The 22525-nt window shown below is 61.7% G+C and carries 24 protein-coding genes and 1 rRNA gene; 12 read left to right on the top strand and 13 right to left on the bottom strand.

Annotation, left to right across the window (positions count from 1 at the left end; translation table 11 throughout):
* Window positions 1-21 precede the first annotated feature (21 nt).
* The 4 genes from AV929_RS20085 to AV929_RS20070 form a co-directional block, all read right to left on the bottom strand.
* On the bottom strand, window positions 22-855 hold the full coding sequence (locus AV929_RS20085; RefSeq protein WP_064289100.1) for a hypothetical protein: 834 nt from the start codon (window positions 853-855) through the stop codon (window positions 22-24).
* Between the two features lie 66 nt (window positions 856-921).
* Window positions 922-1155 carry a DUF2249 domain-containing protein gene (locus AV929_RS20080; RefSeq protein ID WP_014031114.1) on the bottom strand — a complete coding sequence of 78 codons (234 nt, stop codon included), beginning with the start codon at window positions 1153-1155 and terminating at the stop codon, window positions 922-924.
* 167 nt (window positions 1156-1322) lie between these two features.
* Window positions 1323-2756 carry a hypothetical protein gene (locus AV929_RS20075; RefSeq protein ID WP_050006924.1) on the bottom strand — a complete coding sequence of 478 codons (1434 nt, stop codon included), beginning with the start codon at window positions 2754-2756 and terminating at the stop codon, window positions 1323-1325.
* The gene (locus AV929_RS20070; protein ID WP_064289099.1) at window positions 2749-3498 is read right to left on the bottom strand and encodes an ABC transporter ATP-binding protein; all 750 of its coding nucleotides are present in this window, start codon (window positions 3496-3498) and stop codon (window positions 2749-2751) included. The genes AV929_RS20075 and AV929_RS20070 overlap by 8 nt, the downstream gene beginning before the upstream one ends.
* 165 nt (window positions 3499-3663) lie before the next feature.
* Here AV929_RS20070 and AV929_RS20065 point away from each other — a divergent pair, with 165 nt between their 5' ends.
* The 4 genes from AV929_RS20065 to rrf all read left to right on the top strand — a co-directional run bounded on the left by AV929_RS20065 (window position 3664) and on the right by rrf (window position 7158).
* Window positions 3664-4533: a winged helix-turn-helix domain-containing protein gene (locus AV929_RS20065; protein WP_064289098.1), complete on the top strand. Its 870-nt coding sequence runs from the start codon at window positions 3664-3666 to the stop codon at window positions 4531-4533.
* Window positions 4534-4680: 147 nt separating this feature from the next.
* Window positions 4681-6006 carry a hypothetical protein gene (locus AV929_RS20060; protein ID WP_064289097.1) on the top strand — a complete coding sequence of 442 codons (1326 nt, stop codon included), beginning with the start codon at window positions 4681-4683 and terminating at the stop codon, window positions 6004-6006.
* Window positions 6007-6167: 161 nt separating this feature from the next.
* Window positions 6168-6785 (top strand): nitroreductase family protein, encoded by a 618-nt coding sequence (locus AV929_RS20055; RefSeq protein ID WP_064289096.1) that lies wholly within the window; start codon window positions 6168-6170, stop codon window positions 6783-6785.
* A 250-nt stretch (window positions 6786-7035) separates the two neighbouring features.
* A 5S ribosomal RNA gene (gene rrf / locus AV929_RS20050) occupies window positions 7036-7158 on the top strand.
* A gap of 113 nt (window positions 7159-7271) precedes the next feature.
* Here rrf and AV929_RS20045 read toward each other — a convergent pair.
* Window positions 7272-8144 carry a universal stress protein gene (locus AV929_RS20045; RefSeq protein WP_014031108.1) on the bottom strand — a complete coding sequence of 291 codons (873 nt, stop codon included), beginning with the start codon at window positions 8142-8144 and terminating at the stop codon, window positions 7272-7274.
* A 401-nt stretch (window positions 8145-8545) separates the two neighbouring features.
* Here AV929_RS20045 and AV929_RS20040 point away from each other — a divergent pair, with 401 nt between their 5' ends.
* From AV929_RS20040 to AV929_RS20025, 4 genes are all read left to right on the top strand, one after another.
* Window positions 8546-9310, top strand: coding sequence for an Lrp/AsnC family transcriptional regulator (locus tag AV929_RS20040; RefSeq protein WP_014031107.1), 765 nt, complete (start codon window positions 8546-8548; stop codon window positions 9308-9310).
* A 285-nt stretch (window positions 9311-9595) separates the two neighbouring features.
* A complete protein-coding gene (locus AV929_RS20035; RefSeq protein WP_050038343.1) occupies window positions 9596-9955 on the top strand; it encodes a hypothetical protein in 360 nt (119 codons plus the stop codon).
* Between the two features lie 44 nt (window positions 9956-9999).
* Entirely contained in the window at window positions 10000-10710 is a 711-nt protein-coding gene (locus tag AV929_RS20030) for a TrkA family potassium uptake protein (protein WP_064289095.1), read from the top strand.
* A gap of 110 nt (window positions 10711-10820) precedes the next feature.
* Window positions 10821-12380 (top strand): TrkH family potassium uptake protein, encoded by a 1560-nt coding sequence (locus AV929_RS20025; RefSeq protein ID WP_014031104.1) that lies wholly within the window; start codon window positions 10821-10823, stop codon window positions 12378-12380.
* Between the two features lie 29 nt (window positions 12381-12409).
* On the opposite strand, the gene AV929_RS20020 is transcribed toward AV929_RS20025, so the two are convergent.
* The 5 genes from AV929_RS20020 to AV929_RS20000 all read right to left on the bottom strand — a co-directional run bounded on the left by AV929_RS20020 (window position 12410) and on the right by AV929_RS20000 (window position 16877).
* A complete protein-coding gene (locus AV929_RS20020) occupies window positions 12410-13069 on the bottom strand; it encodes a cytochrome c biogenesis protein CcdA (protein WP_014031103.1) in 660 nt (219 codons plus the stop codon).
* 1 nt (window position 13070) lies between these two features.
* Complete coding sequence (locus tag AV929_RS20015; RefSeq protein WP_050007886.1) at window positions 13071-13598, bottom strand: TlpA disulfide reductase family protein; 528 nt, start codon at window positions 13596-13598, stop codon at window positions 13071-13073.
* Window positions 13595-14272 (bottom strand): SCO family protein, encoded by a 678-nt coding sequence (locus AV929_RS20010; RefSeq protein ID WP_014031101.1) that lies wholly within the window; start codon window positions 14270-14272, stop codon window positions 13595-13597. The genes AV929_RS20015 and AV929_RS20010 overlap by 4 nt, the downstream gene beginning before the upstream one ends.
* A gap of 440 nt (window positions 14273-14712) precedes the next feature.
* Window positions 14713-15447 (bottom strand): hypothetical protein, encoded by a 735-nt coding sequence (locus AV929_RS20005; RefSeq protein ID WP_064289094.1) that lies wholly within the window; start codon window positions 15445-15447, stop codon window positions 14713-14715.
* Window positions 15448-15449: 2 nt separating this feature from the next.
* A complete protein-coding gene (locus AV929_RS20000; RefSeq protein WP_008311883.1) occupies window positions 15450-16877 on the bottom strand; it encodes an APC family permease in 1428 nt (475 codons plus the stop codon).
* 169 nt (window positions 16878-17046) lie between these two features.
* Between AV929_RS20000 and AV929_RS19995 the strand changes: the two genes are divergently transcribed.
* The gene (locus AV929_RS19995; protein WP_014031099.1) at window positions 17047-18288 is read left to right on the top strand and encodes an inorganic phosphate transporter; all 1242 of its coding nucleotides are present in this window, start codon (window positions 17047-17049) and stop codon (window positions 18286-18288) included.
* Window positions 18289-18293: 5 nt separating this feature from the next.
* On the opposite strand, the gene AV929_RS19990 is transcribed toward AV929_RS19995, so the two are convergent.
* A complete protein-coding gene (locus AV929_RS19990; protein WP_064289093.1) occupies window positions 18294-18605 on the bottom strand; it encodes a hypothetical protein in 312 nt (103 codons plus the stop codon).
* Between the two features lie 102 nt (window positions 18606-18707).
* Here AV929_RS19990 and AV929_RS22845 point away from each other — a divergent pair, with 102 nt between their 5' ends.
* Window positions 18708-18830: a hypothetical protein gene (locus AV929_RS22845; RefSeq protein WP_255355560.1), complete on the top strand. Its 123-nt coding sequence runs from the start codon at window positions 18708-18710 to the stop codon at window positions 18828-18830.
* A 66-nt stretch (window positions 18831-18896) separates the two neighbouring features.
* On the opposite strand, the gene AV929_RS22515 is transcribed toward AV929_RS22845, so the two are convergent.
* Both AV929_RS22515 and AV929_RS19985 read right to left on the bottom strand, forming a co-directional pair.
* Entirely contained in the window at window positions 18897-19070 is a 174-nt protein-coding gene (locus tag AV929_RS22515; RefSeq protein ID WP_014031096.1) for a hypothetical protein, read from the bottom strand.
* 188 nt (window positions 19071-19258) lie between these two features.
* Window positions 19259-20461 carry a PQQ-dependent sugar dehydrogenase gene (locus AV929_RS19985; RefSeq protein ID WP_064289092.1) on the bottom strand — a complete coding sequence of 401 codons (1203 nt, stop codon included), beginning with the start codon at window positions 20459-20461 and terminating at the stop codon, window positions 19259-19261.
* A 157-nt stretch (window positions 20462-20618) separates the two neighbouring features.
* On the opposite strand from AV929_RS19985, the gene AV929_RS19980 reads away from it, so the two are divergent.
* Together AV929_RS19980 and AV929_RS19975 are read left to right on the top strand one after the other, a co-directional pair.
* Window positions 20619-21293, top strand: a complete 675-nt coding sequence (locus tag AV929_RS19980) for a ribonuclease HI family protein (RefSeq protein WP_064289091.1) — start codon at window positions 20619-20621, stop codon at window positions 21291-21293.
* 121 nt (window positions 21294-21414) lie between these two features.
* Entirely contained in the window at window positions 21415-22488 is a 1074-nt protein-coding gene (locus AV929_RS19975) for an NAD(P)/FAD-dependent oxidoreductase (protein WP_050007604.1), read from the top strand.
* The last annotated feature ends 37 nt before the right edge of the window (window positions 22489-22525 follow it).

Raw genomic sequence — 22525 nt, 5'->3', positions numbered from 1 at the left:
CCGTACACGACAGCCCTGCCGTTACGACGCGTCCTGTGACTGTCCGCTACGTTCAGTACGGGCGTCGGTGACCCACGCCGGTCGATTCACTGTCGTCTCGCCCGAATCGAACTCGAAGGAGAGGTCGTATGTTTCCGGTGCCTTCCCTGCCAGTCTGCCCAGGGCGAGTTCTGCATACGTCCCCGCGGACTCCGTCAGGTCCCACGTAACTGTCGCGGAGCGAACGTCAGTCGTGTCACCGACTGTTCGCACTGTCCCCGTAGCCCCGGTGACGTGGTACGTTTCCCGCCCCTCGTACCAGCCGTTTTTCGGCTTGTAGACGGTCACTGCCTGAGCGGCGTCGGCTTCCCGTTCGTATTCGACGAGGTACAGGCTCATGACGACTACCGACGCCGCGCCCGAGACATCGTCCGCCACATCCTCTGACTCCTGCTTGATGATGAACGTGACGGCCCCGTCAGTCCGGGTCTCCTGAAGGAGTTCCCGATCGGTATCGCTCTGGATCTGCTCTCGCCGGCGGTCGGTACTGCCGTCGTCTTCAACGACGATACGACTGTAGACCGGGTCGCCCGGCGACGCCTGATACTGTTCAGTTTGGACGGCACCCTCGTCAATGAACAGGTAGCGGCCGCCGTCAGCGGTCACAGCGCCCTCGAATTCGAGCGCTGTTTCACTATCCGCGACAATCGCTCCCGACGCCCGGTATTCATCGGACTCGGGAAGGGTAAACCGTTCGTCGACCGGGTTTTCCGCGTGTGGGCTCGCAGTACTGAACGGATACACGGCAGCGAAGACAAGCGCGAGACAGCATAGCGCTAGCACACCGTTCAGTAGTCTCGCGGTACGGCGGTCCATATCCGAGTACCAATACTGACCAACAAAAGCGATTCGGAAACCGGGACTTGGACTCCGAGTTTGTCGCTACTTCTTCGGGAGGGTCGCGATGAACTCGTTCGGCCCGATGCGGTCGACAGTGTAGCCCTCGGCGTCGAACGATTGTCGCTCCGCGGCCATCTGGTGATAGAGCGGCGTCGGCTTGTGGTCGTTGACAATCGTCAGTGCCTCTCCGCTGTCCAGTTCCTCGAACGCGTCGAAGATCTTCGGGTGTCGCTTCGGCGGTGGAATCTCTCGGAGATCGAGTTGCTGTTCTGCCATACGATCTATCGGTCGCTAGCTGCCGTAGAGAGCCTTTGTGCGAATATATTCAGCGCGGGAATCCGGCAGTGACGACACAGAGCCCGCATTCGGTTACGTCGACCGCGTTACCGATACATTTCGGTGGCTTGTGTCCGATTCGTCGTCACGGACAGCTGTTTTGCAGTTCACGCCTGTTGATACCGCGTCGCCCACTTCGGTAACGACCGACGGTAAAGGCCGACGCCGACAGCGCCCAGGACGCCACCAGACCCACCGAGCGCGGCAAGCAGGGGCCCGGACAGCGGTGAGATGGCGAACCCGGCGATGAGGATTGGGACCAGCGGGAGGACCATTGCCGCGCCGAAAACAGCGAACAGGGCCGTGTCGAAGAGGAACTCGTTCGGAGAGAGGCCGGTGAGGTACACGGTGGTGCCGAAGATGTAGCAGGCGACACCGACGAGCAGGACGGCCCCGACGACCGCCTCGGCGACCGGCCCGCCACGCCAGGCCAGTGCGAGTCCGTAGAACGCGAGTCCGACCAGCGGGCCGAGCAGGAGGAACGCCCGGAACTTCCCCGCGAAAACGGCGTTCACAGAGAGGGGATGGGCGAAGTACAGGGTAACGTCGTCGGATTGCGTGAGCCAGTTATACGTCGTAAATCCCGAGAGCCCGAGAATCGCACCGAACGAGATTCCGGTCGACGGTGGCACGCCCGTTATCTGGCCGGCGAAATCGACCAGCGCGGCGGTGACACCGAACAGCACCGCCGCCGAGAAAAGGACCTTCCCGAACCCGCCTGCGCTCCGGTGGATGTCGAGCAGGCTCTTGGTCGCAACTGGGTCACCGATCCGTCGCCACCACCGGCGGAAGGCCGGTTCGACTGTTCGAGCGGAGCGAGGCGCGGTCGCGTCAAAGGTGAGCGCCCCGAGCAGAAAGACGCCGAGGATGACGGTCGCTGTCGCGCCGACCCGCAGGGGAGTCTGAGCGAGAAACAGGCCGTAGGGGGTGTAGGAGACGACATCGACACTGCCGGCCAGCGCTGCACCGACTGCGACGAGTGGGGCCGCGAGTAGTGCCAGACCGGGAACGCCGCGGCCGGTGAGACCGAGGGCCGCAATCGTCGTTCCCATCCCGAGGACGAACGTCAGTGCCAGGGTCATCCACAGAAGGGAGACAGTCGTAGCGACGAGGAGAGGCCCGGCGACGCCATGGACTGCAAGCACCGTTCCCAGAGAGATCGGCAGCAGAAACAGCACTGCGTAGTAGACACTGTCCTTGACGACGAACAGCCCCAGCAACGTGTTCTGCGACAGCGGGAGCGTGCGGGCAGAGAACACCAGCAGCGTCACGTCACCGAGGAGGTTCCGGAGGGCATCCCGTCCCACAAATCCGAGAGACCCCGTGTGGAGACCGAAGACGAACACCAGTGCGTGGAGCCCGGCGAACACGGTTTTCGGTTCGGTCCCGGTAACAGCGAGAAGCTTGGCTGCGCCGCCAACGAGCAGGCAGATGAACACCGGAAACAGGGAGAAGTGACTGCCGCGGAAGAGCCGGCTGTGGAGTCGCCACTCCTCGCGGAGCATCTCGACGAACACCCTGCGCGCCCGACCGTCACTCATGTGTCAGCGGGTTGGCTCCCCGGTCCACTGTTGCGTCGACGTTGTCCAGAAACACGTCGAGGAGCGTTACATCGGCGTCGAGTTCCGCCGGACGGACGTCGGCGACGAGGTCGCCGCCGTACATGATGCCGACCCGCGAACAGAGTTCGGCGGCGACGTCTACGTCGTGTGTGGTGACGACGATTGTGTTGCCGTCGTCCCGGTAGGAGCGCAGGAAGCGCTTGACCCACTCCTGAACGATCGGGTCGAGGTTCGCCAGCGGTTCGTCGATGAACACGACGTCCGGTTCGTGGAAGAACGCACCGGCGATCATCACTTTCTGCTGTTGGCCCCGCGAAAGGTCCGATGACAGTGTATCGAGTTTCTCGGTAAAGCCGAGACGGTCGGCCCACGACTCGGTCTGCTCGGTCACCGCGTCGTCGGGCATATCCCGGATAGCACCGACGAAGTCGAAGTACTCGCGCGGCGTCATGAAACTCGGTGGTGACTCCTTCTCCGGGAGGATTCCCGCTCGTTCGCGGACCGCTGTTGGCTGCGTCGCCGGGTCGACACCGAGTACCGACACCTGTCCACCGTCCGGACTGAGCTGTCCGGTGAGTATCTCCATCGTCGTGGTCTTGCCAGCGCCGTTCGGCCCGAGCAACCCGAAAAACTCGCCGTCGTCGATGCTGAGCGAGAGGTCCGGTATCGCAGTCACGTCGCCGTACGACTTCCTGAGCGACTCGATCTCGATTGCTGTCACGGCGTTCTGCCTACCATCGTGGTTCTGTCGATATAAGTTGTTATACTGAATAAGAACATCCCAGATAATCAGACACCGGTTTCGTGGATACGCACATCTAAACTCGGACAACAGGCCGAAGGAGAAACTGTTTTAGGCAGTCCTAAACTATCGCTGGATACCCAAATGACGACCGCAAACCTGCAGAACGGAACAGCGGCCCGGTCCGCCGAGGGGCTGTCGAGCGATGCCATCGAAGCGGTGGCGTTCCTCGCCCGCTCGGAACACCGCCTTCGCGTCCTCGAACTCTTGTCTGACGGTCCCTGCAGTCGTGACGAACTGAGCGACCGGACGGGGGTGACGCGCGTGACGCTCAGTCGAATCCTCGGTGACTTAGAGGACCGTGACTGGATCACGCGACGGAACGGGGAGAAGGTGTACGCGCTAACCGGCCTGGGAAAGCTTGTCTACAACGATTTCACGCAGTTACTCGGGACGGTTTCCATCGGACAGGAGTATCCCGACGTCGTCCAGCGACTGCCGACAGACTGGTTCGACTTCGATCTGCGGTGTCTCGCCGAGGGACAACTCGTGGCCGACCAGAGTGCCGACCCACTCGCCGCGGCCCGCATCGTCGCTAACGCTATCCAGAACGCGTCGTCGTTCCGCTCGCTCCTGGGAACGTTCATCGCGCTCCCGATGTACACGTACGAGGAGGCGGTACGGGCAGGCAACGAAGCGGATGGGACCGTCGTGTTCGACACCGACCTGACCGAGACGATGCTTTCAGACGCTGACCTCCGTGGCCGCTGGCAGACTATCGAGGCCGCGACGGCGTCCGTGACGTACTACAGTCTCGACGAATCTGTTCCCTGCAGTATCGACCTCATCGACGGCGAAACGGTGTTTCTGACCATCGACCGGGAGCGCGACATCGGATTCGATATCATCCGCTGTACGCACCCCGATGTGATCGGGTGGGCAGCAGGAGTAATCGACGAGGCCCAAACGGCGGCCGCTCCGCTCAGCCACCACACTGACACCGCCGATACTTGAATACGGCCTGAATCGCCCACGCGATATGTATTAGACGGTACAATTGTCAGAGATGTTTTGGCCGAAGTGTCACTCGCCGTCCGTGTTGGTATAACTGTTGTTTGAGTAATCGATAGCTCTTAACACATGACAAGGTAGATATGTTATATGGCCCCGCATCGACTCCACCACCTCGCCCTCCGCTGTCTGGTCTGTGCGTCACTCCTCGTCACTGCCATGCCCGCTGGTGCAGCGCCGCCGCCGCGGCCGCTGTGTGACGCCTGCGGTGACACGTTCGAATCGACGGCCGAGTCCCACGGCGTCTCGGTCACTGTCACCCACAGCAACGCTACCGTCGCCGTCAACGCCAACGGAAGCGCAACGTGGGTCGTCCACAACCGCCTGTCCGACTCAGATGGGGTTGCACGTCTCCGGGCGAACGAGAGCCTCCGAACCGCTATCGCCGACAGAGCGATGTGGGACACCGAGCTTCTGAGCGCGAACGTCTCCGGCGACGGCGTCATAACGCTGCGCTACCGCGAGGCCGATTTCGCCGAGCAGTCTGTCGGCGGGGCGGTCCGCACTGGCGAGTTTACCGAAGCCTACGGCTATCGAAACCTCGACGGCCTCGGCGCTGATCGCCTCGTCATCGTTGCCCCCGATGGGATGCGAGTCGGGCGGACCATTGACGGCGCGACCGTCTCAGACGACGGCCAGCGGATGACGCTGACCGAACTGAACGACGGGCGTGTCGTGACGTTCGTCCCCCGTGATACGGCCGTTGGGCCGGTGTTGAGTCTCCTCGCGGTCGGAACACTTCTCGGTCCCGTGATGGCGGTGAAGGCGCTCGCATACATCACGCTCCCCGCAGCGGTGTTTACCCTCTTGATCGGCGCGGCCGCTGGAGGGCTCTCTTGGCTCGATTGGGACTTCAAACGAGTCCGGGACTCCGCAGGCGTCGCATTCGCCGGGTTCGGCGCGTTAGCGACTGCCCTGTCGCTGCTTGGAGCGACGGGCGTTTTGCGGTTGGGTGGGATAGCGGCACCGCTGTTCGGTGGTGGCACTGCGCTGTTCGTGTGTGGAATAGCACTTTCACAGCGGCGTGTCCGTGAGCGTGCGAGCTATCGTGCGGTCGTTGGCGGTGCAGTAGTCGGAGCGAGCATCGCGCTGGGAGCGACGATAGTGGCGGCTCCGATGGTCGTCACGGACGGATTCACGCCCCCGGTGTCGGCGCTGTTAGTTCTTGGACCCGCGTTCGTGCTTCTCCCGGCCGGGTACGCAGTCGGCCACGGGAACCGTCGGTTAGCGATGAAAACGGCCGCTATCGGGTTCGTACTGTCGATGCTACCGGTACTCCCGGTACTGCCTGCGCCGTTCGGACTGGGCGTGCTTTTTGTCCCTATTGCCACAGCCAGCGCCGCCGTCGTTGCTATCGCCGGCCTCCCGATATTCCTCACCGGCGTCTCGCTCGGCGTTCCATCATCGGCCCACTGACCGATCCGCAGGCTGCAGTCGCAGTGAGTTGCTCAGCCGTGTGTGGCTGTGGCACTTCGTATCTTATTACTCGACAGGTACTGACTGATAGCGTCGGTGTCACCTGATTGTGGCTGTGTTGCCATCAATACATAAGCGGGCGTACCGAACGACCGTACACGATGTCACAGACGTATTACAGCCGTAGCCTCGACGACAAGATTTCGGAACACCGGGACCCTGCTCACGACGTCGACCCGCTCTTCGTTAATCGCTGGTCGCCGCGTGCGATGGCTGGTGATTCGCTTGCTGAAGATGACCTGCTGCCGCTGTTTGAAGCCGCGCGCTGGGCACCGTCCGCATTCAACAATCAGCATTGGCGATTCGTCTACGCCACCCGTGAGGACGACGAATGGGAGTCGTTCCTCGGCCTGCTGAACGAAGCCAACCGCTCATGGGCACGCAATGCTGGCGCGCTCATTGCCGTTTTCTCGAAGGTCACCCTCGAGCACAACGGCGAGTCCGCTGGGACGCGTTCGTTCGATACCGGTGCTGCGTGGCAGAATCTCGCTCTGGAGGGCGCCCGGCGCGACTTGGCTGTTCACCCGATGGCGGGCTTCGACTGGGATCGGATCCACGAAGCTCTGGGCGTCCCAGAAGACGAATTCGACGCCGAAGCAATGATCGCCGTCGGTGAACGGGCTGATCCCGAGACGTTACCTGAGGACCTCAAAGAGCACGAAAAGCCGAGCGGTCGGAAACCACTTGACGAAATAGTCTTCAGCGGCCAGTTCGAATGAGCGATGGACTGAGATCTAAACACTAGCCTGAACGTTCACACTGGCCGTGGCGAGATCAGGACTCCCGACGATGATATCGAATTAACCGGTAGTCCTGAGAAGTGGATTAGCGGACCGGAACGCGATTACGAACCGATTGGGACGGTCTCGTGTTCCGTGCAGACCTGTTCCATTGAGTGACTGGACGATATTTCGACGGCTCCCGTCTCCAAGTAGCTACTCTTATACCTGTGGCCGTCAGAGGTATCGTATAGGCGGCCACAGCGGTGGGGTTGCCTCCCGTACCCATCCCGAACACGGAAGATAAGCCCACCAGCGTTCCGGGGAGTACTGGAGTGCGCGAGCCTCTGGGAAACGCGGTTCGCCGCCACCATTCATATCTGTTCATACGAACTGGCGAGCGACGCGGCCTCGCTGTAGGACAGTCGCGCCGCGGAGACCAGCATCACAGCAAGGTCAAGTTCCGGAGCACTCAGCCTGAATCGGTCAGTTTCGCTCGAAGCCGAATCCCTCATCACCGCCATCTCGCTGGACGGTCAGTACTGCGTTTTCGGATTCGTCCGTGACGGCCGCAGTCACCGAGCCCGTGACGAACTCCCGGAGGCGGCTCTGGGTCGGTTTGCCCATCACTGTGACATTGTAGTGAGCGGACTCGTTGATAATTGCCTCCGCGACATCGGGTGCTTCGAGATGCCACGTATCTACTGTGACTGCCTCGGGGAGGCGGCTTCGTGCTGTTTCGAACAGCGTCGATGCTCGTGCCACCGCAGTCTCGTCTTTCGTTTCGGACACATGGAAGAGGTCGACAGGTGCATCTGCACCCATCGCTAACGCGCCGCCGACGACAACGCCGAGGGCGGAATGCGTGCCCTCTGCAATCGGGACAAGTACCGACGAAATTCCCGAGTCAGCCCGTGAGTACGTGACTGAGACGACATCACACGATGCTTTCTTTCGCATCCGGTCGGCTGCGTCACCTCGGAGCCCCTCGCCGAATAATTCGGGCGTGTGCTCGTCCAGTACAGCCAACTGGACGTGGCGCTGCTGTGCGACGTTGATTGCTGTCTTGAGTGGCGTGTCGGTCTCTTCGACGATCAAATGCGCGTCAGCGGTGTGCGTCTCGTCCAGTCGCGCCTGCAGTAGCTTTCGACCGACGGACGTGGTCTCCGAACTCCGGGTAGCATCACCCGTGAACAGATCGAGAACGAGCAGTTCCCCGCCGACACCGTCTGCAATGTTCAGTGCCGTCTCGAACGTGAAGTCGTCGTGTGTCCCGAAAATCGGATAGAGGATTCGTTGTGGTGGCGCGGTATCGGACCGCTCCAGAAACTCCTGCAGACTAGTTTCAGCGTGAGCCATGCTACGTACTGATTGTTTATCCGCAATAAATACGCCGGTAGATTGTGCATACCGTAGTATGTATCGAATGAAATCCATATTCGCCAAAGAGCGGCGGCAGCGACACCCGAGCACAAGCGAGCGTAGTGAATGGTGACCCGTAGACCGGAACTCGGGGCCAGTTCGGTTGCAAAAGCTGTCCCGATGAATAGTCCAGCGGAAATGTAGTTTGCCGCTTCCAGAGTTCCGGACGCCGACCCGGCCTGGATACCAGTATTTGAGAACCGCACGACCGCTGTGCACCGCCACAAACGTTATCACGCTGTCAGCGTCAGCATCCGCTCGTCGTGATTTCGAACCACAGGCCGGCGTCCGTCGCGCTCAGGGGAAAAAGGGATTGGCACGCACCCTGTAGTCCCCGTATGAGTCGGCGTCTCGACGAAATCGACAGGCGCATCATCCACGCGCTGCAGCAGGACGCTCGGAACATCTCGGCCCCGATGGTCGCGGAGGAGATGGACGTCTCTCCGGGGACGATTCGCAACCGCATCAATCAGCTCGAAGATGCGGGCATTATCAAGGGGTATCACGCCGATATCGACTACGAGCGGTGTGAGAGTCGCTTGACCAATCTGTTCGTCTGTAACACCTCTGCGAGCGAGCGGGAGAACCTGGCCAGAAAGGCGCTCACGGTCCCCGGTGTGGTGAACGTTCGGGAACTCCGGACCGGCCGCGGCAACCTCCAGATCAAGGCCGTCGGCGAGGAAATGAGTGACCTCACTCGGATCGCCCACCAGCTCAGCAAGCTCGGCCTGGAGATCGAGGACGAGGACCTGATTCAGGAGGAGTATTTCACGCCCTACGAACCGTTCGGGCCGGACGGCGCGAGCAAGCAGGGGGCGATGACCGACATGGTGTCACTCTCCGGCGGCGCGGAAGTGGTCGACGTGACCGTCAGTCCGGAAGCCCCGATTGTGGACACGACACTTCGTGATGCGAACGAACAGTCACTACTCGACGAAGAGGTCCTTATCATCGCTATCGAACGAGGTGACGAGATGATTACGCCGAAAGGCGATACAGAAATCCGTGCCGGCGACCTTATCTCCGTGTTTGCTCGGGACGGGGTACCCGAGTCGACGCTGGACGCGTTCGGTGAGACGAACGAACCGATTACGCCGTCGTAAACCCTGTCTGGTGACCGTTCTCCCGACGCAGGGTTTTGTACTGAATTGCACATCGCGCTTTTTTTGACCGCGTTCGAGCAGGCAGCCACTACAAGCGCTGATACCATATTCCAATTGACAGTATTTCGGAGTGCTGAATTTAGTAGGCATAAAATACGTATTCAGTAGTTAATCGGCAACACTTATTATGAGTCAGTATTCTAGCAGTGACTACGATCTCAGCAACAGCAGGGATAGGAGGCCGGAAGATGCGCCGACTGTCCGTACGAGGTACGCAACGAATATATGACTGTACTCGATACCCAACCGCCTGAAAGCGTCCCCGAGGAAGCGATCACTGCACTGCAGGACAGTAGTGACAGCCAACTCAGCGATATTGTCCATTACGCACAGCAGTTGCTACGCGAACACCCGCCGCTCACTGAGGCTATCGAAGCCCGGGAGGGCGAGACACTCGTTCGGACGGAGGACCACGGGGCATACACGATTGTCGTCGTCGAACGGCCTGACGAGACCGGAGAGGGGCGTGGCCCCTTCGCCTACCGTGTCCAGTGGGAACCCGATATCGAGGGTGAGGGCGGCAAGTACCGGTGGCACTATCTCGGGGAAGTCTTCGATTCGGAGCGGACGGTGAGTGAGGCGTGATCCCTGGTGTCTGCGGATTTTACAGCACCTAGCACACAGAACATATGTACATAATCACTGTCGGAGCAGGCGATATCGGAACGCCGCTCATCGAGATTGCAACGGGAACCGGAAACGAAGTCGTCGTCATCGAGCGGGACGCGGCGAGGGCGGACGAAGTCGCCAGCGAGTTCGACTGTATGGTCCTCAACGCGGATGCGACCGTCAAAGAGACGCTTGAGGATGCCGGTGCCGACCGCGCGGATGCCATCATCACGACGACGGACCAGGATGCGACCAACGTCATGGTGTCCCTCCTGGCACAGGAACTGGACATCCCCGCAATCGTCTCGGTCGTCCACAATCCGGAGCACATGAACCTCTTTAAGCAGATCGGCGTCAATACGATGGAGAACCCACAGCGCCTCATTGCGGAGTCACTCTTCCGGTCCGTCGACCGGCCATCGATTGTTGACTACATGCGGGTCGGCGACGTTGCCGAAGTGTTCGAGATTACAGTCACCGAGGCGGCACCGATTGCCGGGCTGACACTCATTGAAGCCGACGAGGAGGGACTGTTGGATGCCGATACGCTCGTTGTCGCGATTGAACGGAAAGACGCCGACGCACCCATCACGCCCCGAGGGCAGACCCGTATCGAAGCAGGCGACCTGTTGACGGTGTACTCCGGATCGGGGGCGACGCCCGAGGTGACGGACATCTTCGGCCATTACGAAGACCACGCAACGAACGATTCGAACGGGTTCGGCCTATGAGCAGTCCGTTGCCCACCACTCTGAGAATCCGGTGACCGATATGCCGATGATGAGACTTCGATTACGCCGCTGTTTCCGCCTCGGTTGTCGGCCTAGTCGTTATTGCTAACATGATTGTAAACGGACGAACCGTCGGACGTGACGTCGGTCGCATCGTGCAAGCCATATCGTTGATGATGGTGATCTCGGTTCTCGTCGCAGCGGTAAACGGCGAGTTCTTCGCGGTTCCGGCCTTCATCATCTCGGCGCTCGTCATGGCCGCTCTCGGGAGCGGACTCGTCTGGCGCTATCAGGATGCCGAGCCGCCGGAGAAACGCGAGGCGATGGTCACCGCAGCCACAGCATGGGGACTTATCGGTATCCTCGGCGGCCTCCCGTTCCTCCTCATCGCATGGACCATCCAGCTCGACCCGCTCCCCGTCTGGATGAACACGCCAGCGATGGATGAGACCACAGCTGTGTTTCTCAACCCGCTGGATGCCGTGTTCGAAAGCATGAGCGGTTTCACCGGAACCGGGCTTACGGTGGCCGAAACCGAAGAGCAACTGCCGCGGTCGCTGCACTGGTGGCGGTCGTTCATCGAGTGGGTCGGTGGCGTCGGCGTGATTGTCCTGACCGTCGCTATTCTTCAACGCGGCGGCGGGAGCAGTGGCTCGTATACGCTCTACGAGAGTGAGGCCCGCTCCGAGAAGATTCATCCGAGCATCGTCACCACCGTCCGGGAGATCTGGAAGATCTTCGTCGGACTGACACTCGGCTCGATTGCCCTGTTCCTGCTGGCTGGCATGCCGTTATGGGACGCTATCAACCACGGGATGACCGGTATTGCGACGGGCGGCTTCTCCGTTCACTCGGCGTCGATTGGCTTCTACGACAGCCCGTTGATCGAGTACGCGACGGTGCCCGTCATGGTCGCGGGTAGTATCGCCTTCCCCATCCACTATCTGATCTTCAAAGGCGAAATACGGAACCTGTACGCCGACTTACAGACCCGGTGGGTGTTTATCTGGTTTACCGCTGGCTCCCTCGTCCTGACGGGGATTCTATACGCGAACGGTCAGTACGCGACACTCGAAGAGACGTTCAGGGTTGCGCTGTTCCAGTTCGTCTCCGCGACCTCAAACACCGGCTTCGGAAGCGCGTCAATCGGCGGCGGGACCGAGCAGGTATGGAGTGCGGGCGCGACACTGTGGGCCTGTCTCGGGATGCTCACTGGCGGTGCAGCAGGGTCGACAGTCAGCGGCCTCAAACTCATCCGAGTGGTAACATTAGTCAAGGGGACCGTCTGGCAGATACAGGACGTGTTCCGCCCGCAAACCGCTATCAAGTACTTGCAGATCGGCGAGCGCCGTCTCAGCGAAGAACAGGCACAGCGCGAGTACACCGAAGCGACGGTCGTGTTCATCCTCTGGATTACGTTCCTCGTCATCGGTGTCGCGGTCCTGCTCCGCGTTCTCTCACCGGCTCACCCGCTCGAATACGTCATTTTCGACGTGATGAGCGCACAGAGCAACGTCGGCCTCAGCAGTGGCATCACTGGGCCAGATATGCCCGACACTGCGAAGGCTATGCTGATACTCAATATGTGGGTCGGCCGGCTCGAAATCATTCCCATCGCCGTACTGATCGGGTCGGTCCTGCAGCGACTCGATTTGTACCGACGCGGGTGACCAGTGCATCCACGCGAACGTAGCGCGGACTACAAGACACCGAGTTCGAACACTGCGAGATAAATCTGTCCGCCGCCGGCTACTATCATCACGACGGCTGCAAGCTGGTGCATTCGTTGCAGGTGCGTACCAACGGTGCGCCAGAGTTCGATGCCAGCGCCCGCAAGGAGTGTCACACCGACAAGCGGAATTGCTACCCCGAGCGCGTACACCGCCAGTACGAGAACGCTTGTGCGGAGTGGCAACGCGAGGGCCTGAGAGACCACACCGAAGAACAACGGGACGACACAGCCCGCTGCAGCGACCGCGTACACAGCACCGAACACACCGAACCCGGTTACCGACGCCGGTCGTGCTGGTAACGGGACGCGGAGTTCTGGCTCACTGTTCAGGAGCATCACGACGCCGAACGCGATCAGACCGAGTCCGATTACCGGTTCGAGCATCGGGAGTGCGTTTTTCAGTGGCTGCCCGAGTGCGAGGACGAGCAGCGCGACGAGGGTAAGCGCAAGGAGTGCCCCACCAGCAGCGGCGGTGGCAGGTGGTAGCATACCGACATCTCGGTCGCTCTCGTTCATGTAGTACCCGATATACCCCGGGAGCAGCGGGAACGCACACGGCGCGAAAAACGTCGTGATGCCTGCGCCCGCGGCGAACGCGAGTGTCCCGAGTACGGCAGCTCCGGCCATCTCACACCAGTGCGTCGAGTTCGTCTCGAAGCGTCCCTTCCCCGGCGAGTCCGCTGTGGCCGAACTGGACGGTCCCGCTCTCGTCAGTAATCGCGATGTACGGGAGTCCGTCCGCCCCGAGTGCCGCCAGCAACTCGCTTCCGGGGTCGAGGCCGACAGTCCAGACACCGCCGTTCCGGTTCCACCACGCGCTGATGTCAGCCCTCGTCAGTGTCTCGCTGGGCCGCTCGTTCGTCACTGAGACGAACGACACGTCAGTGTACTCGGGCTGCATCGCGTTTAGTATCCGGAGTTGGTCGTCACAGGGCGCACACCACGTAGCGAAGAGGTCGATCACCGTGACAGTTCCCGGGGTCGGCACGGCTGTCTCGCCTGCCGACGAGCCGTGTGCATCTAGCGTCTCCACGCGGATCGGAAGCTGTTCTGTGTTCCCGGTCTGGCTACCCGACAGCCCGTTCTGGGCAACCCATAGACTCCCACCGGTGAGACCGAGCCCTGCCATCGCTGCCACGACCTGTCGGCGGTTCACGCGTTTCTCACCGTGTTCAGGTCGGAAATGATGGTTTCTTCGTCCGGCGACTTCGAGCGGTAGGCACGCTCGACGAACCCATCAGCGTTGACCAGGAGCGTCAGTGCTGTGTGCGTGAACATGTACATATCCATGTCCTCAGGTTCGGTTCGCTGGAACACAACCCCGAACTGTTCCTGTATGACATCCTTGGCTCGCTGCTTCGACGCTGGCCGAAGGAACTGCCAGTTCTCGCTATCGACGTCGACGTTCATCTCGTCCGCGTACGCCCCGAGTCGTTCTGCAGTGTCACGAGCGGGGTCGAAGGTCATCGGGAGGAACCGGACCGCATCAGCGTAGCCGTTGTTCTGTGCGTGGCTCTGAATGTTCCGCTGGGTCGAGATGAGAACGGGGCACACGGTCTGGCAGTGGCTGTAAAAAAACGTGAGGAGGGCTGGGGTTTCAACGTCGCGCAGTCGAATCTCTGTGGATTCGGCCGGCGCAGGGACACTCACGTCCGGAATCTGCTCGCCCCACGCAGGATACGGAACGTCGCTGCTCTCGAACTCGCGGTCGGGCTCTTCGAGGACGACATCGGGGTTCGAATCCCCGAAGCGACCACCACCGAGACACCCGGCGACTCCAACAATCGTTCCAACCGCACCGGTCGATTTGAGAACCGTCCGTCGGCGCATATGCGGTACTTGCGCCCTCTAATATTTGGCTAATCTGGTGTGACTGTCGTAAACCGTCTTGCGCCTGCTTTCGCGTGGTTTCGGACTCTGGGAACGGTAAAAGTACAGCGAAGCAAAGGAAATGGATTCCGGCCCGGTGTGACTCCGGTGCCTTGGAGTGACTCCTGTATTGGGAGTACGTATCACAGCTTACCGAGAAGCCGTGTACCTCGAACTATCTGGCGATCACAGCCGTGTATTACAGTTCCTCCCGAAGGATACTGGCCGTTCGCAGTGTGGCACCGTCGGCGTCTCCGGACGCCCACTGAACCGATATGTCGTCCTCACTGTACCGTGAGATAACATGGACGTGAGCGTGGCAGGCGTCTATCCGTGGTCGGTGGTGAACTGAACCCGGGAGGGCTATCATGCACCACCGACCACTTAGCCGACTGGGTGAGTTACTCGTCCTCGTCCTCCGGAGCGGGTTCGCGCTGGACCACGAACACCGGCCCGAGAAATCGCTCGGCGATCTGGTCGGCAGGCATCCCGAACACGAACGTCGCCAGGGACGGGTCGGTTTCACCCATGACAACCGTATCGAACGAGTCAGCTATGTCTGCAATCGCGTCGAGGGGATCCTGATCGCGGTCGATACGGGTCTCGACCCTCGAGGGGTCCATCCCGAACTCCGCCAACCGATCCGCCATCCCCCCGAGGAGTGTCTGGATATCGTCGTCCGTCGTGTCTTCATCCGCAACGTGATACAACGTTACGTCGGCGTCCATCTCTCCGAACACACTCGCGACGACACGGGCGAGGCGATCAACCCCGATGGCCCCGCAGACTGGGACTAGCACGTCTTCGACCGGCCCCGTCGCGTTCGGAACGAGGACAGCCATGCAGTCGTGCTCAGCAATCATACGGTCGATGGTCTTCTGGCCGTCGTGGGTGAACACGAGCCGCCGCTCGACAGTGGCTCCGGCTCCCTCGAACATGGCTTCGTAGTCATCGAGCCGTTCCAGGGCCCGGTCCTCGAACTGCATCCGCGCCTGTCCGGGAGCAGTCTGTTCCGGGATGACGTGATACCCCAGCAGGACAACGTGAGCGTGTGCGAGAAGTTCGGGGACACCCTCGGGGACCGATTCCCCTTCGAGCACGCGGAGCGGAACGAGTATTGATGGTCGGTCCGTCATAATCAGATGTCTCCTTTGAGTGTCACGTCCCCAGCGTAATAACGGTACCAGAGATACGAGGCGAGCATGACCACGATGCCGATACCGATTGACGCGGGCTGCATGAAGACGATTAGTCCGAAACTCGCGAGCGCGCCCACGACCGGGACCACCGGATAGCCCGGCACCTGATAGCTTGGCGAGTACCATTCCGGGTTCCGACGGCGCAACACGATCAGGGCGATACACATCAGCCCGTACATAATCAGGTGGAGGAACGAAGCGACTTCGGCGAGGAGTTCGACCCGCCCAGTCGCGACGAGGACGAGGATCGGGCCGCCAGCGGAGAGCAGTGCGACGTGTGGTGTGCCGTAGCGGAGGTTGACCTCGCTCGCCTTTCTGGGGAGCAACGCATCGCGGCTCAGAGCGTACACTGCCCGCGAGGCACTGAGAATCGACGCGTTCGCGCTCGAAAACGTCGCCAACAGCCCGGCACCCAGGATCGCGACCGCACCGGGTAGCCCGAGGAAGTCACGGGCGACTTCGACCATCGCAGTCTCCCCGAATTCCCCCAGCCGATCAGCACCGAACGCGCTGGTCGCGACGAAAATCGTGACAACATAAAAGACGGTAACGATCAGGACCGAGCCGACCATCGCCAGCGGGAGGTTCCGACCCGGTTGCTTGATTTCACCCGCGACAGTTGCGACCTGAGCGAACCCCAGATACGACGTGAACACGAGCGCAGCGGTCGTCAACACTGGGAGGTACCCTTTCGAGAAGAACTGCTCCGGCACGGTGCCGCCACCGAATACGCCAACAGCGTCGAGGACACCGTAGGAAAGGAAGCCCGTGAGTACGACGAGGAGAACCCCGACCACCACGTTCTGAATCTTCGCGGTATTTTCCGTGCCGCCGATACTCAATGCAGTCAGTGCGGCCCCGAACAACAGTCCGATGCCGATGACCGGACTGAACGGGAGCGCGACGTTGAGCTCGGCGAACACAGCGCTCGCGTAGTGACCGAGCCCGACCAGATAGAACGCCGAAGCGAACATCAGGCCCAGCCACAGCCCGAGGCCGACGATTGCGCCGTAGGCCGTCCCCATCCCCCGCGAGATGAAGTAGTAGCCGCCACCACTTCGGGGCATCGCCGTGGCGAGTTCGGAGGTCGGCAGCGCCACAAGCAACGCGATCAGGCCGCCGATCGCAAAGGAGAGCGTGGCTGCGAGCCCAGCGTTGGCGGCCGCCAGCCCTGGAAACACGAAGATTCCGGCCCCGATCATCGTCCCGATTCCGATTGCCAGCCCGCCAACGAGCCCGATAGTCCGTTCGAGTTCGACGTCGTCGTGGACGACCGCGTCGTCGGTGACGGATTCCGGCTCCTCGGCGGGTGCCTCACCGGCGACGTTCTCGCCTCCCGGTTCGACGTCGACAGGCTGGTCAGTCATATGACAGGGATAGTTTCACCTGTCGGATAAAACCGCCGACGGAATGTGTGACCGACGCCGCGGGTAGCACTGGTCGGCGGCCTCGTACAGGATGAAACCTCTCAGCACCGAAGACAGATGAACAGGCCATTATGCCTGTATCCGAAATGGTCCGTAGAGGATCATATTCATGGTCTCGCTGCTTCTCGTCCTCGGCTTACTCGTCGCCGGGTTTGTGGGATTTAACATCGGCGGTTCGTCAACAGGCGTCGCGTTCGGGCCGGCTGTCGGGAGCAAGCTGGTCAGAAAGGTAACAGCGGCGGCACTGTTCAGCGTGTTCGCGTTCATCGGAGCGTGGACAGTCGGCCGCAACGTCATCGTCACGATGAGCGAGGGGATCGTACCGGCCGCACAGTTCACCCCGGTAGCCGGTGTCGGCGTCCTGTTTTTCACTGGCCTCTCGCTGCTGGTTTCAAACATCTATGGCGTCCCCGCCTCGACCTCGATGACGGCTGTGGGGGCGATTGTGGGGCTCGGACTCGCGACGGGATCGCTCAACGAGGCGTTGATGTTTACAATCGTCTCCGCGTGGATCGTCGCCCCGCTCATCGGCCTCGTCATCGGGGCGGCCATCGGTCGGTACGCCTATCCGCAACTCGAAGCTCGACTGTCGTTTACGCGCCTCGAACGGCAGTTGGTACAGATCGACCGGTCGGGCCGGTTCCCCCGCCTCCGCCTCAACAGAAACGCGTCCCCCCGTGACCTCATCGGGTCGGCGCTGGTGTTGGCCATCGCCTGTTACATGGGTTTCAGCGCGGGGGCCTCGAACGCTGCGAACGCAGTCGCCCCGCTGGTCGGCAACGGGGCCGTCAGTATCGATCAGGGCGTGCTCCTCGCGGTCGCAGCCATCAGCCTCGGTGGGTTCACCATCGCCAGACGCACTCTCGCAACCGTCGGCGACGGCATTACTGACCTACCGATTCTGGCAGCCCTCATCGTCTCCTCCGTCGGTGCGACGATCATCACCGTCCTCTCGTACTACGGCATTCCGGCGAGCCTCGCGGTGAGCACGACCTGCTGTATCATCGGTCTAGGGTGGGGCCGAGCGAGTCGCGCTGTCACGCTTACGGAACTCGCGACGCCACCATCCGAGTCCAAGCCGGGGCCGAATCTCAGTACTGGCGCTCTCGCCGCCCCATCAACCGAGGAAGAGAAGCCAGCGGGTCCAACTGTGGGCGAACTCGCAGCCGGAGAGTCCCCTACCCCCGAGACGTCTCCATCAGTCCCAGCCATTGGCGAGGAGGACATCGAGGAACTGACCGCCGAGAACCTGTTCGATCCGGCAGCGACGAGCCGGATCGTCATTCTCTGGGTCCTCACGCCGTCGCTGTCTGTCGTCGGGTCGTACCTCCTCTTCGCTCTCCTGCTGTGAGCCGGTCATCCGACCGGCCCCGTCGGTGATTTGGGAAGTACTTGGACCACGAGCACCGGGAGGGCCGCGAAAATAAGCACGAGTCCCGAGAGTGCCATGAGTGAGACGAGGTAGTTCATCTGCGGGCTCGTCCACGGGGCGTCCCCGCCGTAGCCGACGGTGGTGACCGTTTGAACGACGACCCCCACCGAGCGGTACAACGGCTGGGGCCGCCCCTCCCATGTAGCCATCCCGTAGTTGTAGAGAACCACGAACCCAGAGAGCACGCTGACGACGATGACGAGATAATAGACGATGAGCCGCGTTCGCCGGTCCATGCTTCGGCATCAGGTGTCAGACCCATAATAGCCACTCCCGAGAGGGAGCGGTTCAATCACCGGTGAGCTGCCAACCGACTCATCATCGAGGTCATGGGGAGTGTGGCACTCGCCGAAAAGGGACTCGAATCGGGCGACCCGATCAAGCCCAAGGAACCGCTCGGTTCCACCGAGGAAGCCGAGACGCCCGCCGACGACTACCCTCACAGGCGTTCATATCGGTAGAGCAGTACAGCCCCGCAAACCGCTCTACCTCATCCTGATACCGGACCCCATGTCGCGTTTCCGATATCAGACGCTATCGGCGGTTTCCGATCCGTCGCTATCCCGCCGTGCGAGTAGGATGCCGGCAATGAAACAGGCAGCCCCCAGCCCGTAGAGGCCATAGCTCAGAGGTGCCGAGACGAGGAACCCTGCGACGATCAGTACTCCGAACGCGGCGTGCAGAATCGCAGTCTGGTTCACAGCCAGTGTAGCGGGTTCAGAAGCAAAAATGGCGCGGTACCGGCCTCGCTGGTCGAGTCTGATCGATAGGGATCTGTGGGAGTATGGGACCAGAACGGCCCCGATCACCGTTGGTGCATCGCTCCAACACTAATTCAGATTACGGACACAGGTCGCCAGCCCACACGGTTGTCGCCGAATCACTCGATTCAGGCGGGGCGGAGTCGCACGATAGGTGCGTCAGACGAGTCGATTGCAGCGAGGACGTGTCCGGTTTCGGGCTCGACCACCACGTCGCGGATGCGCCACCCGCGGTCGGCGAGGAGGGGCGTCGCTTCTTCGACTGTTCGCCCATCGACGGTGAACCGGGCGAGATACTGTGAGGCCAGCCCGCCGACGAGCAAGTCGCCGGTCCACTCCGTGAAGGCGTCACCGGTGTAGAACGTCGTGCCGCTGGGCGGGAAGCCACCCGATCCGCAGTCCCACGAATACACTGGTGCAACAACGTCGTCGCGCTCCGCGTGGCTGACGCCGATCGGATCGCCGCTGCCGTAGGTACAGCCCTCGTCGGCGACCGGCCAGCCGTAGTTGGCGCCCCGTTCGACGATGTTGATTTCGTCGCCGTCCTGCTCGCCGAACTCGGTCTGCCAGATGTCGCCGGTGTCGGGGTGGACGGTCATCCCCTGGGCGTTGCGGTGGCCGTAGCTGAATATCGAATCGACCGCGTCCGGGTCGTCGGTGAACGGGTTCGCGTCGGGAATCCCACCCGAGGGCGTCAGCCGAAGCGTAGTCCCGAGTTCGTTCGTCCTGTCCTGCGCGACGTGGTCGGGCCCGAAGTCCTTGAACTGTCTGTCGCCGACAGTCACGTACACCAACCCGTCCGGGCCGAACACGACGCGAGACCCGAAGTGCCCGTCAGAATCGATAAAGGGCTCCGCGACGTGCAGTTGTTCAAACGTCTCGAACTGCGCGTCAGCGGCGTTCAGGCGACCACGGCCCAGATGTGTCGCCGACGCACCGCTGTCGTTGGCTTTCGAATATGTCAGATACACCCAGGCCGGGTCCGGAAAGTCGGGGTGGAGCGCCGCATCGAGCATCCCGCCCTGACCGCTCGCGTACACCGACGGTGCGCCAGTGACAGGCGTAATTGTTCCGTCGGCCGAATCGACCAACACCACGCGGCCGACGCGCTCTGTGACTAGCAACTGTGAGCCGTCGGGCAGCGGCGTGACGCTCCAGGGCGATTCGAGTCCGTCGGCGACGGTCTCGACAGCCGTCTCTGAACCGTCGGCCTGTCCGGAAGCCGTCGCTGTCGCGCCGTCCCCTTGCTGGTCGTCACTGGGGGCACTACAGCCTGCGAGTGTTCCAGCGGCCGTGAGCCCGCTCACAGCGAGGAACGTCCGTCGGTCCATTGTAGCTACAGCTACGGTCGCGGGGCTGTTAACTGCGGTCCCGATTGGTTTATCAGAAACCCGACTCATCAGTAGCCGGTACTCACGGGACGCATCCTGCCATCCCTCGCCTATCGCGGCGAAGTGTCTTTTAGCCACCCGCAGCTACGCATTATTGATGGACCGTCACAATCAGCCAGCAGGTGAGAGAGAGCGTCTGCCAGCGGAGACGCTCTCGCCGCTGGCGACGCGGGTCGACGAGCTGCTGGCCCTGTATCGATACGAACTCACCCCCGCTATCGATGCGATCAATGCTGCCGTCGCTGGCTACGGTGGCCTGTTCGACCCGGAGACATCCGCCGATGAAATACGGACCGCAATCGACGAGCTTGTTGTATCTGGCCCGCCCCCGTCACAGCAGGGCGCGGCTACCTCCGACGTGGCACAGGTAGTGCTCTATGTGGACGGCAGCGCACACAGTAACGGGCCGGCCGGTGCCGGTGCTGTGATTCAGGCCGATGAGACACCGATTGCCCGACTCGGGCGTCCAGTCGGCTCCCGGACGAACAACAACGTCGCCGAATACGCCGCCCTCCATCTCGGACTGCGGGCACTGGCGGCACGGTGTGACCCAGAGTCGGTCGAGATACGCATCGATTCGATGACCGTCATCAACCACATCTGGGGTAACAAAGAGAGCACCGTGAAAGCGACGCCGTACAGCACGGCGATCACTGACCACCTGTCGGCGCTGCCCGCCCACGAATGGACGCATCTGGCCGACAGTGATCCGAACCCGGCTGATGCACAGGCGACGGTCGGGGCCGACATCGCAGCCCTCGGCCCTGGGTGAGACAGGGGTGCCAGCGAGCCTGTCGTTCGCGTCGCTCGCGGAGCGTAACACCAGCGTCGAATTGCTGTGTAGATGGCCGCTGTTCTGCTGTTTTTATTCCTCGAGCACGTATTCTGTGTTAATGTACACCGATGGGCGGTACGACTATGACGTGGCCGTGGTCGGCGGCGGGCCGGCCGGGCTGACGAGCGCACTGTACACCACCCGACTGGGGATGGACACGATCGTTATCAACCGCGGTGGCGGCCGCGCCGCGATGATGACCGACACGCACAACGTCATCGGCGTCACCGAGGACGTTTCGGGGAACGAATTCTTAGAAACTGCACGCGAGCAGGTGCAGGATTACGGCGGGACCTACGAGCGGGGCTTCGTCGAATCGGTCGAACCACTCGCCGACGGGAACGAGGACGGGTTCACCGTGACGACGAGCGACGATGAGTTGGCAGTAAAGCGAGTCGTCCTTGCGACCGGGTTCGCCGACGAGCGTCCGGATCCGCCGCTGCCGCGGACCGGGAAAGGGCTGCACTGGTGTCTCCACTGTGACGCGTTCATGTTCGTCGGCGAGCCCGTCTTCGTCATGGGCACCGGCGAAGCCGCGGCCCACGTCGCGATGATTATGCTGAATTACACCGACGACGTGGACATACTGACTCGCGGCGACGAGCCGGAGTGGAGCGACGAGACGCAGACGATGCTCGACAATCACCCGGTCGATATCGTCGATACAGAGCTGTCGGGCAAGCGGACTGACGACGACGGCTGGCTATCGGCCTACGAGTTCGAGGACGGGAGCGTTCGGGAGTACAAGGGCGGCTTCCCGATGCTCGGGTCAGACTATCACGCGGAGCTGGCCGACGAACTGGGACTCGATAGAAACGACGACGGGACGGTAGCCGTCGACGACCACGGCGAGACCAGTATCTCCGGCGTCTACGCCGTCGGAGATCTGACGCCGGGCCACAATCAGATCCCGATCGCGATGGGTGAGGGCGCTGATGCGGGCATCGCGATCCACAAAGACCTCAGGAAGTACCCCCGTTCAGTCGACGACATCAAGTCCGAGGGTGCGGTCGAGGACGTGGACGTTCCCGCGGTCTCCGAAGAACTGTTCGCGACAGCGCTGACGCACGAAGGACACGCCGCCGGGCCACATTCGGAGGCGACGCCAGAAGCCCGCGCTGACGACGACTGACGCGCCGTAGAATAGTTCAACCGGTGATGCGACGAGG

This window comes from Haloarcula sp. K1, from assembly GCF_001647155.1.
Classification (GTDB): domain Archaea; phylum Halobacteriota; class Halobacteria; order Halobacteriales; family Haloarculaceae; genus Haloarcula; species Haloarcula hispanica.
Note: the sequence above shows the minus strand (reverse complement) of the source record. Positions and strands in the feature narration are given on the sequence as shown.

What these genes read in the sequence shown, in the direction of transcription:
- AV929_RS20085 (WP_064289100.1), bottom strand. Translation starts at nt 855, where the DNA reads ATGGACCGCCGTACCGCGAGACTACTGAACGGTGTGCTAGCGCTATGC.
- AV929_RS20080 (WP_014031114.1), bottom strand. Translation starts at nt 1,155, where the DNA reads ATGGCAGAACAGCAACTCGATCTCCGAGAGATTCCACCGCCGAAGCGA.
- AV929_RS20075 (WP_050006924.1), bottom strand. Translation starts at nt 2,756, where the DNA reads ATGAGTGACGGTCGGGCGCGCAGGGTGTTCGTCGAGATGCTCCGCGAG.
- AV929_RS20065 (WP_064289098.1), top strand. Translation starts at nt 3,664, where the DNA reads ATGACGACCGCAAACCTGCAGAACGGAACAGCGGCCCGGTCCGCCGAG.
- AV929_RS20060 (WP_064289097.1), top strand. Translation starts at nt 4,681, where the DNA reads ATGGCCCCGCATCGACTCCACCACCTCGCCCTCCGCTGTCTGGTCTGT.
- AV929_RS20055 (WP_064289096.1), top strand. Translation starts at nt 6,168, where the DNA reads ATGTCACAGACGTATTACAGCCGTAGCCTCGACGACAAGATTTCGGAA.
- AV929_RS20045 (WP_014031108.1), bottom strand. Translation starts at nt 8,144, where the DNA reads ATGGCTCACGCTGAAACTAGTCTGCAGGAGTTTCTGGAGCGGTCCGAT.
- AV929_RS20040 (WP_014031107.1), top strand. Translation starts at nt 8,546, where the DNA reads ATGAGTCGGCGTCTCGACGAAATCGACAGGCGCATCATCCACGCGCTG.
- AV929_RS20035 (WP_050038343.1), top strand. Translation starts at nt 9,596, where the DNA reads ATGACTGTACTCGATACCCAACCGCCTGAAAGCGTCCCCGAGGAAGCG.
- AV929_RS20030 (WP_064289095.1), top strand. Translation starts at nt 10,000, where the DNA reads ATGTACATAATCACTGTCGGAGCAGGCGATATCGGAACGCCGCTCATC.
- AV929_RS20025 (WP_014031104.1), top strand. Translation starts at nt 10,821, where the DNA reads ATGATTGTAAACGGACGAACCGTCGGACGTGACGTCGGTCGCATCGTG.
- AV929_RS20020 (WP_014031103.1), bottom strand. Translation starts at nt 13,069, where the DNA reads ATGGCCGGAGCTGCCGTACTCGGGACACTCGCGTTCGCCGCGGGCGCA.
- AV929_RS20010 (WP_014031101.1), bottom strand. Translation starts at nt 14,272, where the DNA reads ATGCGCCGACGGACGGTTCTCAAATCGACCGGTGCGGTTGGAACGATT.
- AV929_RS20005 (WP_064289094.1), bottom strand. Translation starts at nt 15,447, where the DNA reads ATGACGGACCGACCATCAATACTCGTTCCGCTCCGCGTGCTCGAAGGG.
- AV929_RS20000 (WP_008311883.1), bottom strand. Translation starts at nt 16,877, where the DNA reads ATGACTGACCAGCCTGTCGACGTCGAACCGGGAGGCGAGAACGTCGCC.
- AV929_RS19995 (WP_014031099.1), top strand. Translation starts at nt 17,047, where the DNA reads ATGGTCTCGCTGCTTCTCGTCCTCGGCTTACTCGTCGCCGGGTTTGTG.
- AV929_RS19990 (WP_064289093.1), bottom strand. Translation starts at nt 18,605, where the DNA reads ATGGACCGGCGAACGCGGCTCATCGTCTATTATCTCGTCATCGTCGTC.
- AV929_RS19985 (WP_064289092.1), bottom strand. Translation starts at nt 20,461, where the DNA reads ATGGACCGACGGACGTTCCTCGCTGTGAGCGGGCTCACGGCCGCTGGA.
- AV929_RS19980 (WP_064289091.1), top strand. Translation starts at nt 20,619, where the DNA reads ATGGACCGTCACAATCAGCCAGCAGGTGAGAGAGAGCGTCTGCCAGCG.
- AV929_RS19975 (WP_050007604.1), top strand. Translation starts at nt 21,415, where the DNA reads ATGTACACCGATGGGCGGTACGACTATGACGTGGCCGTGGTCGGCGGC.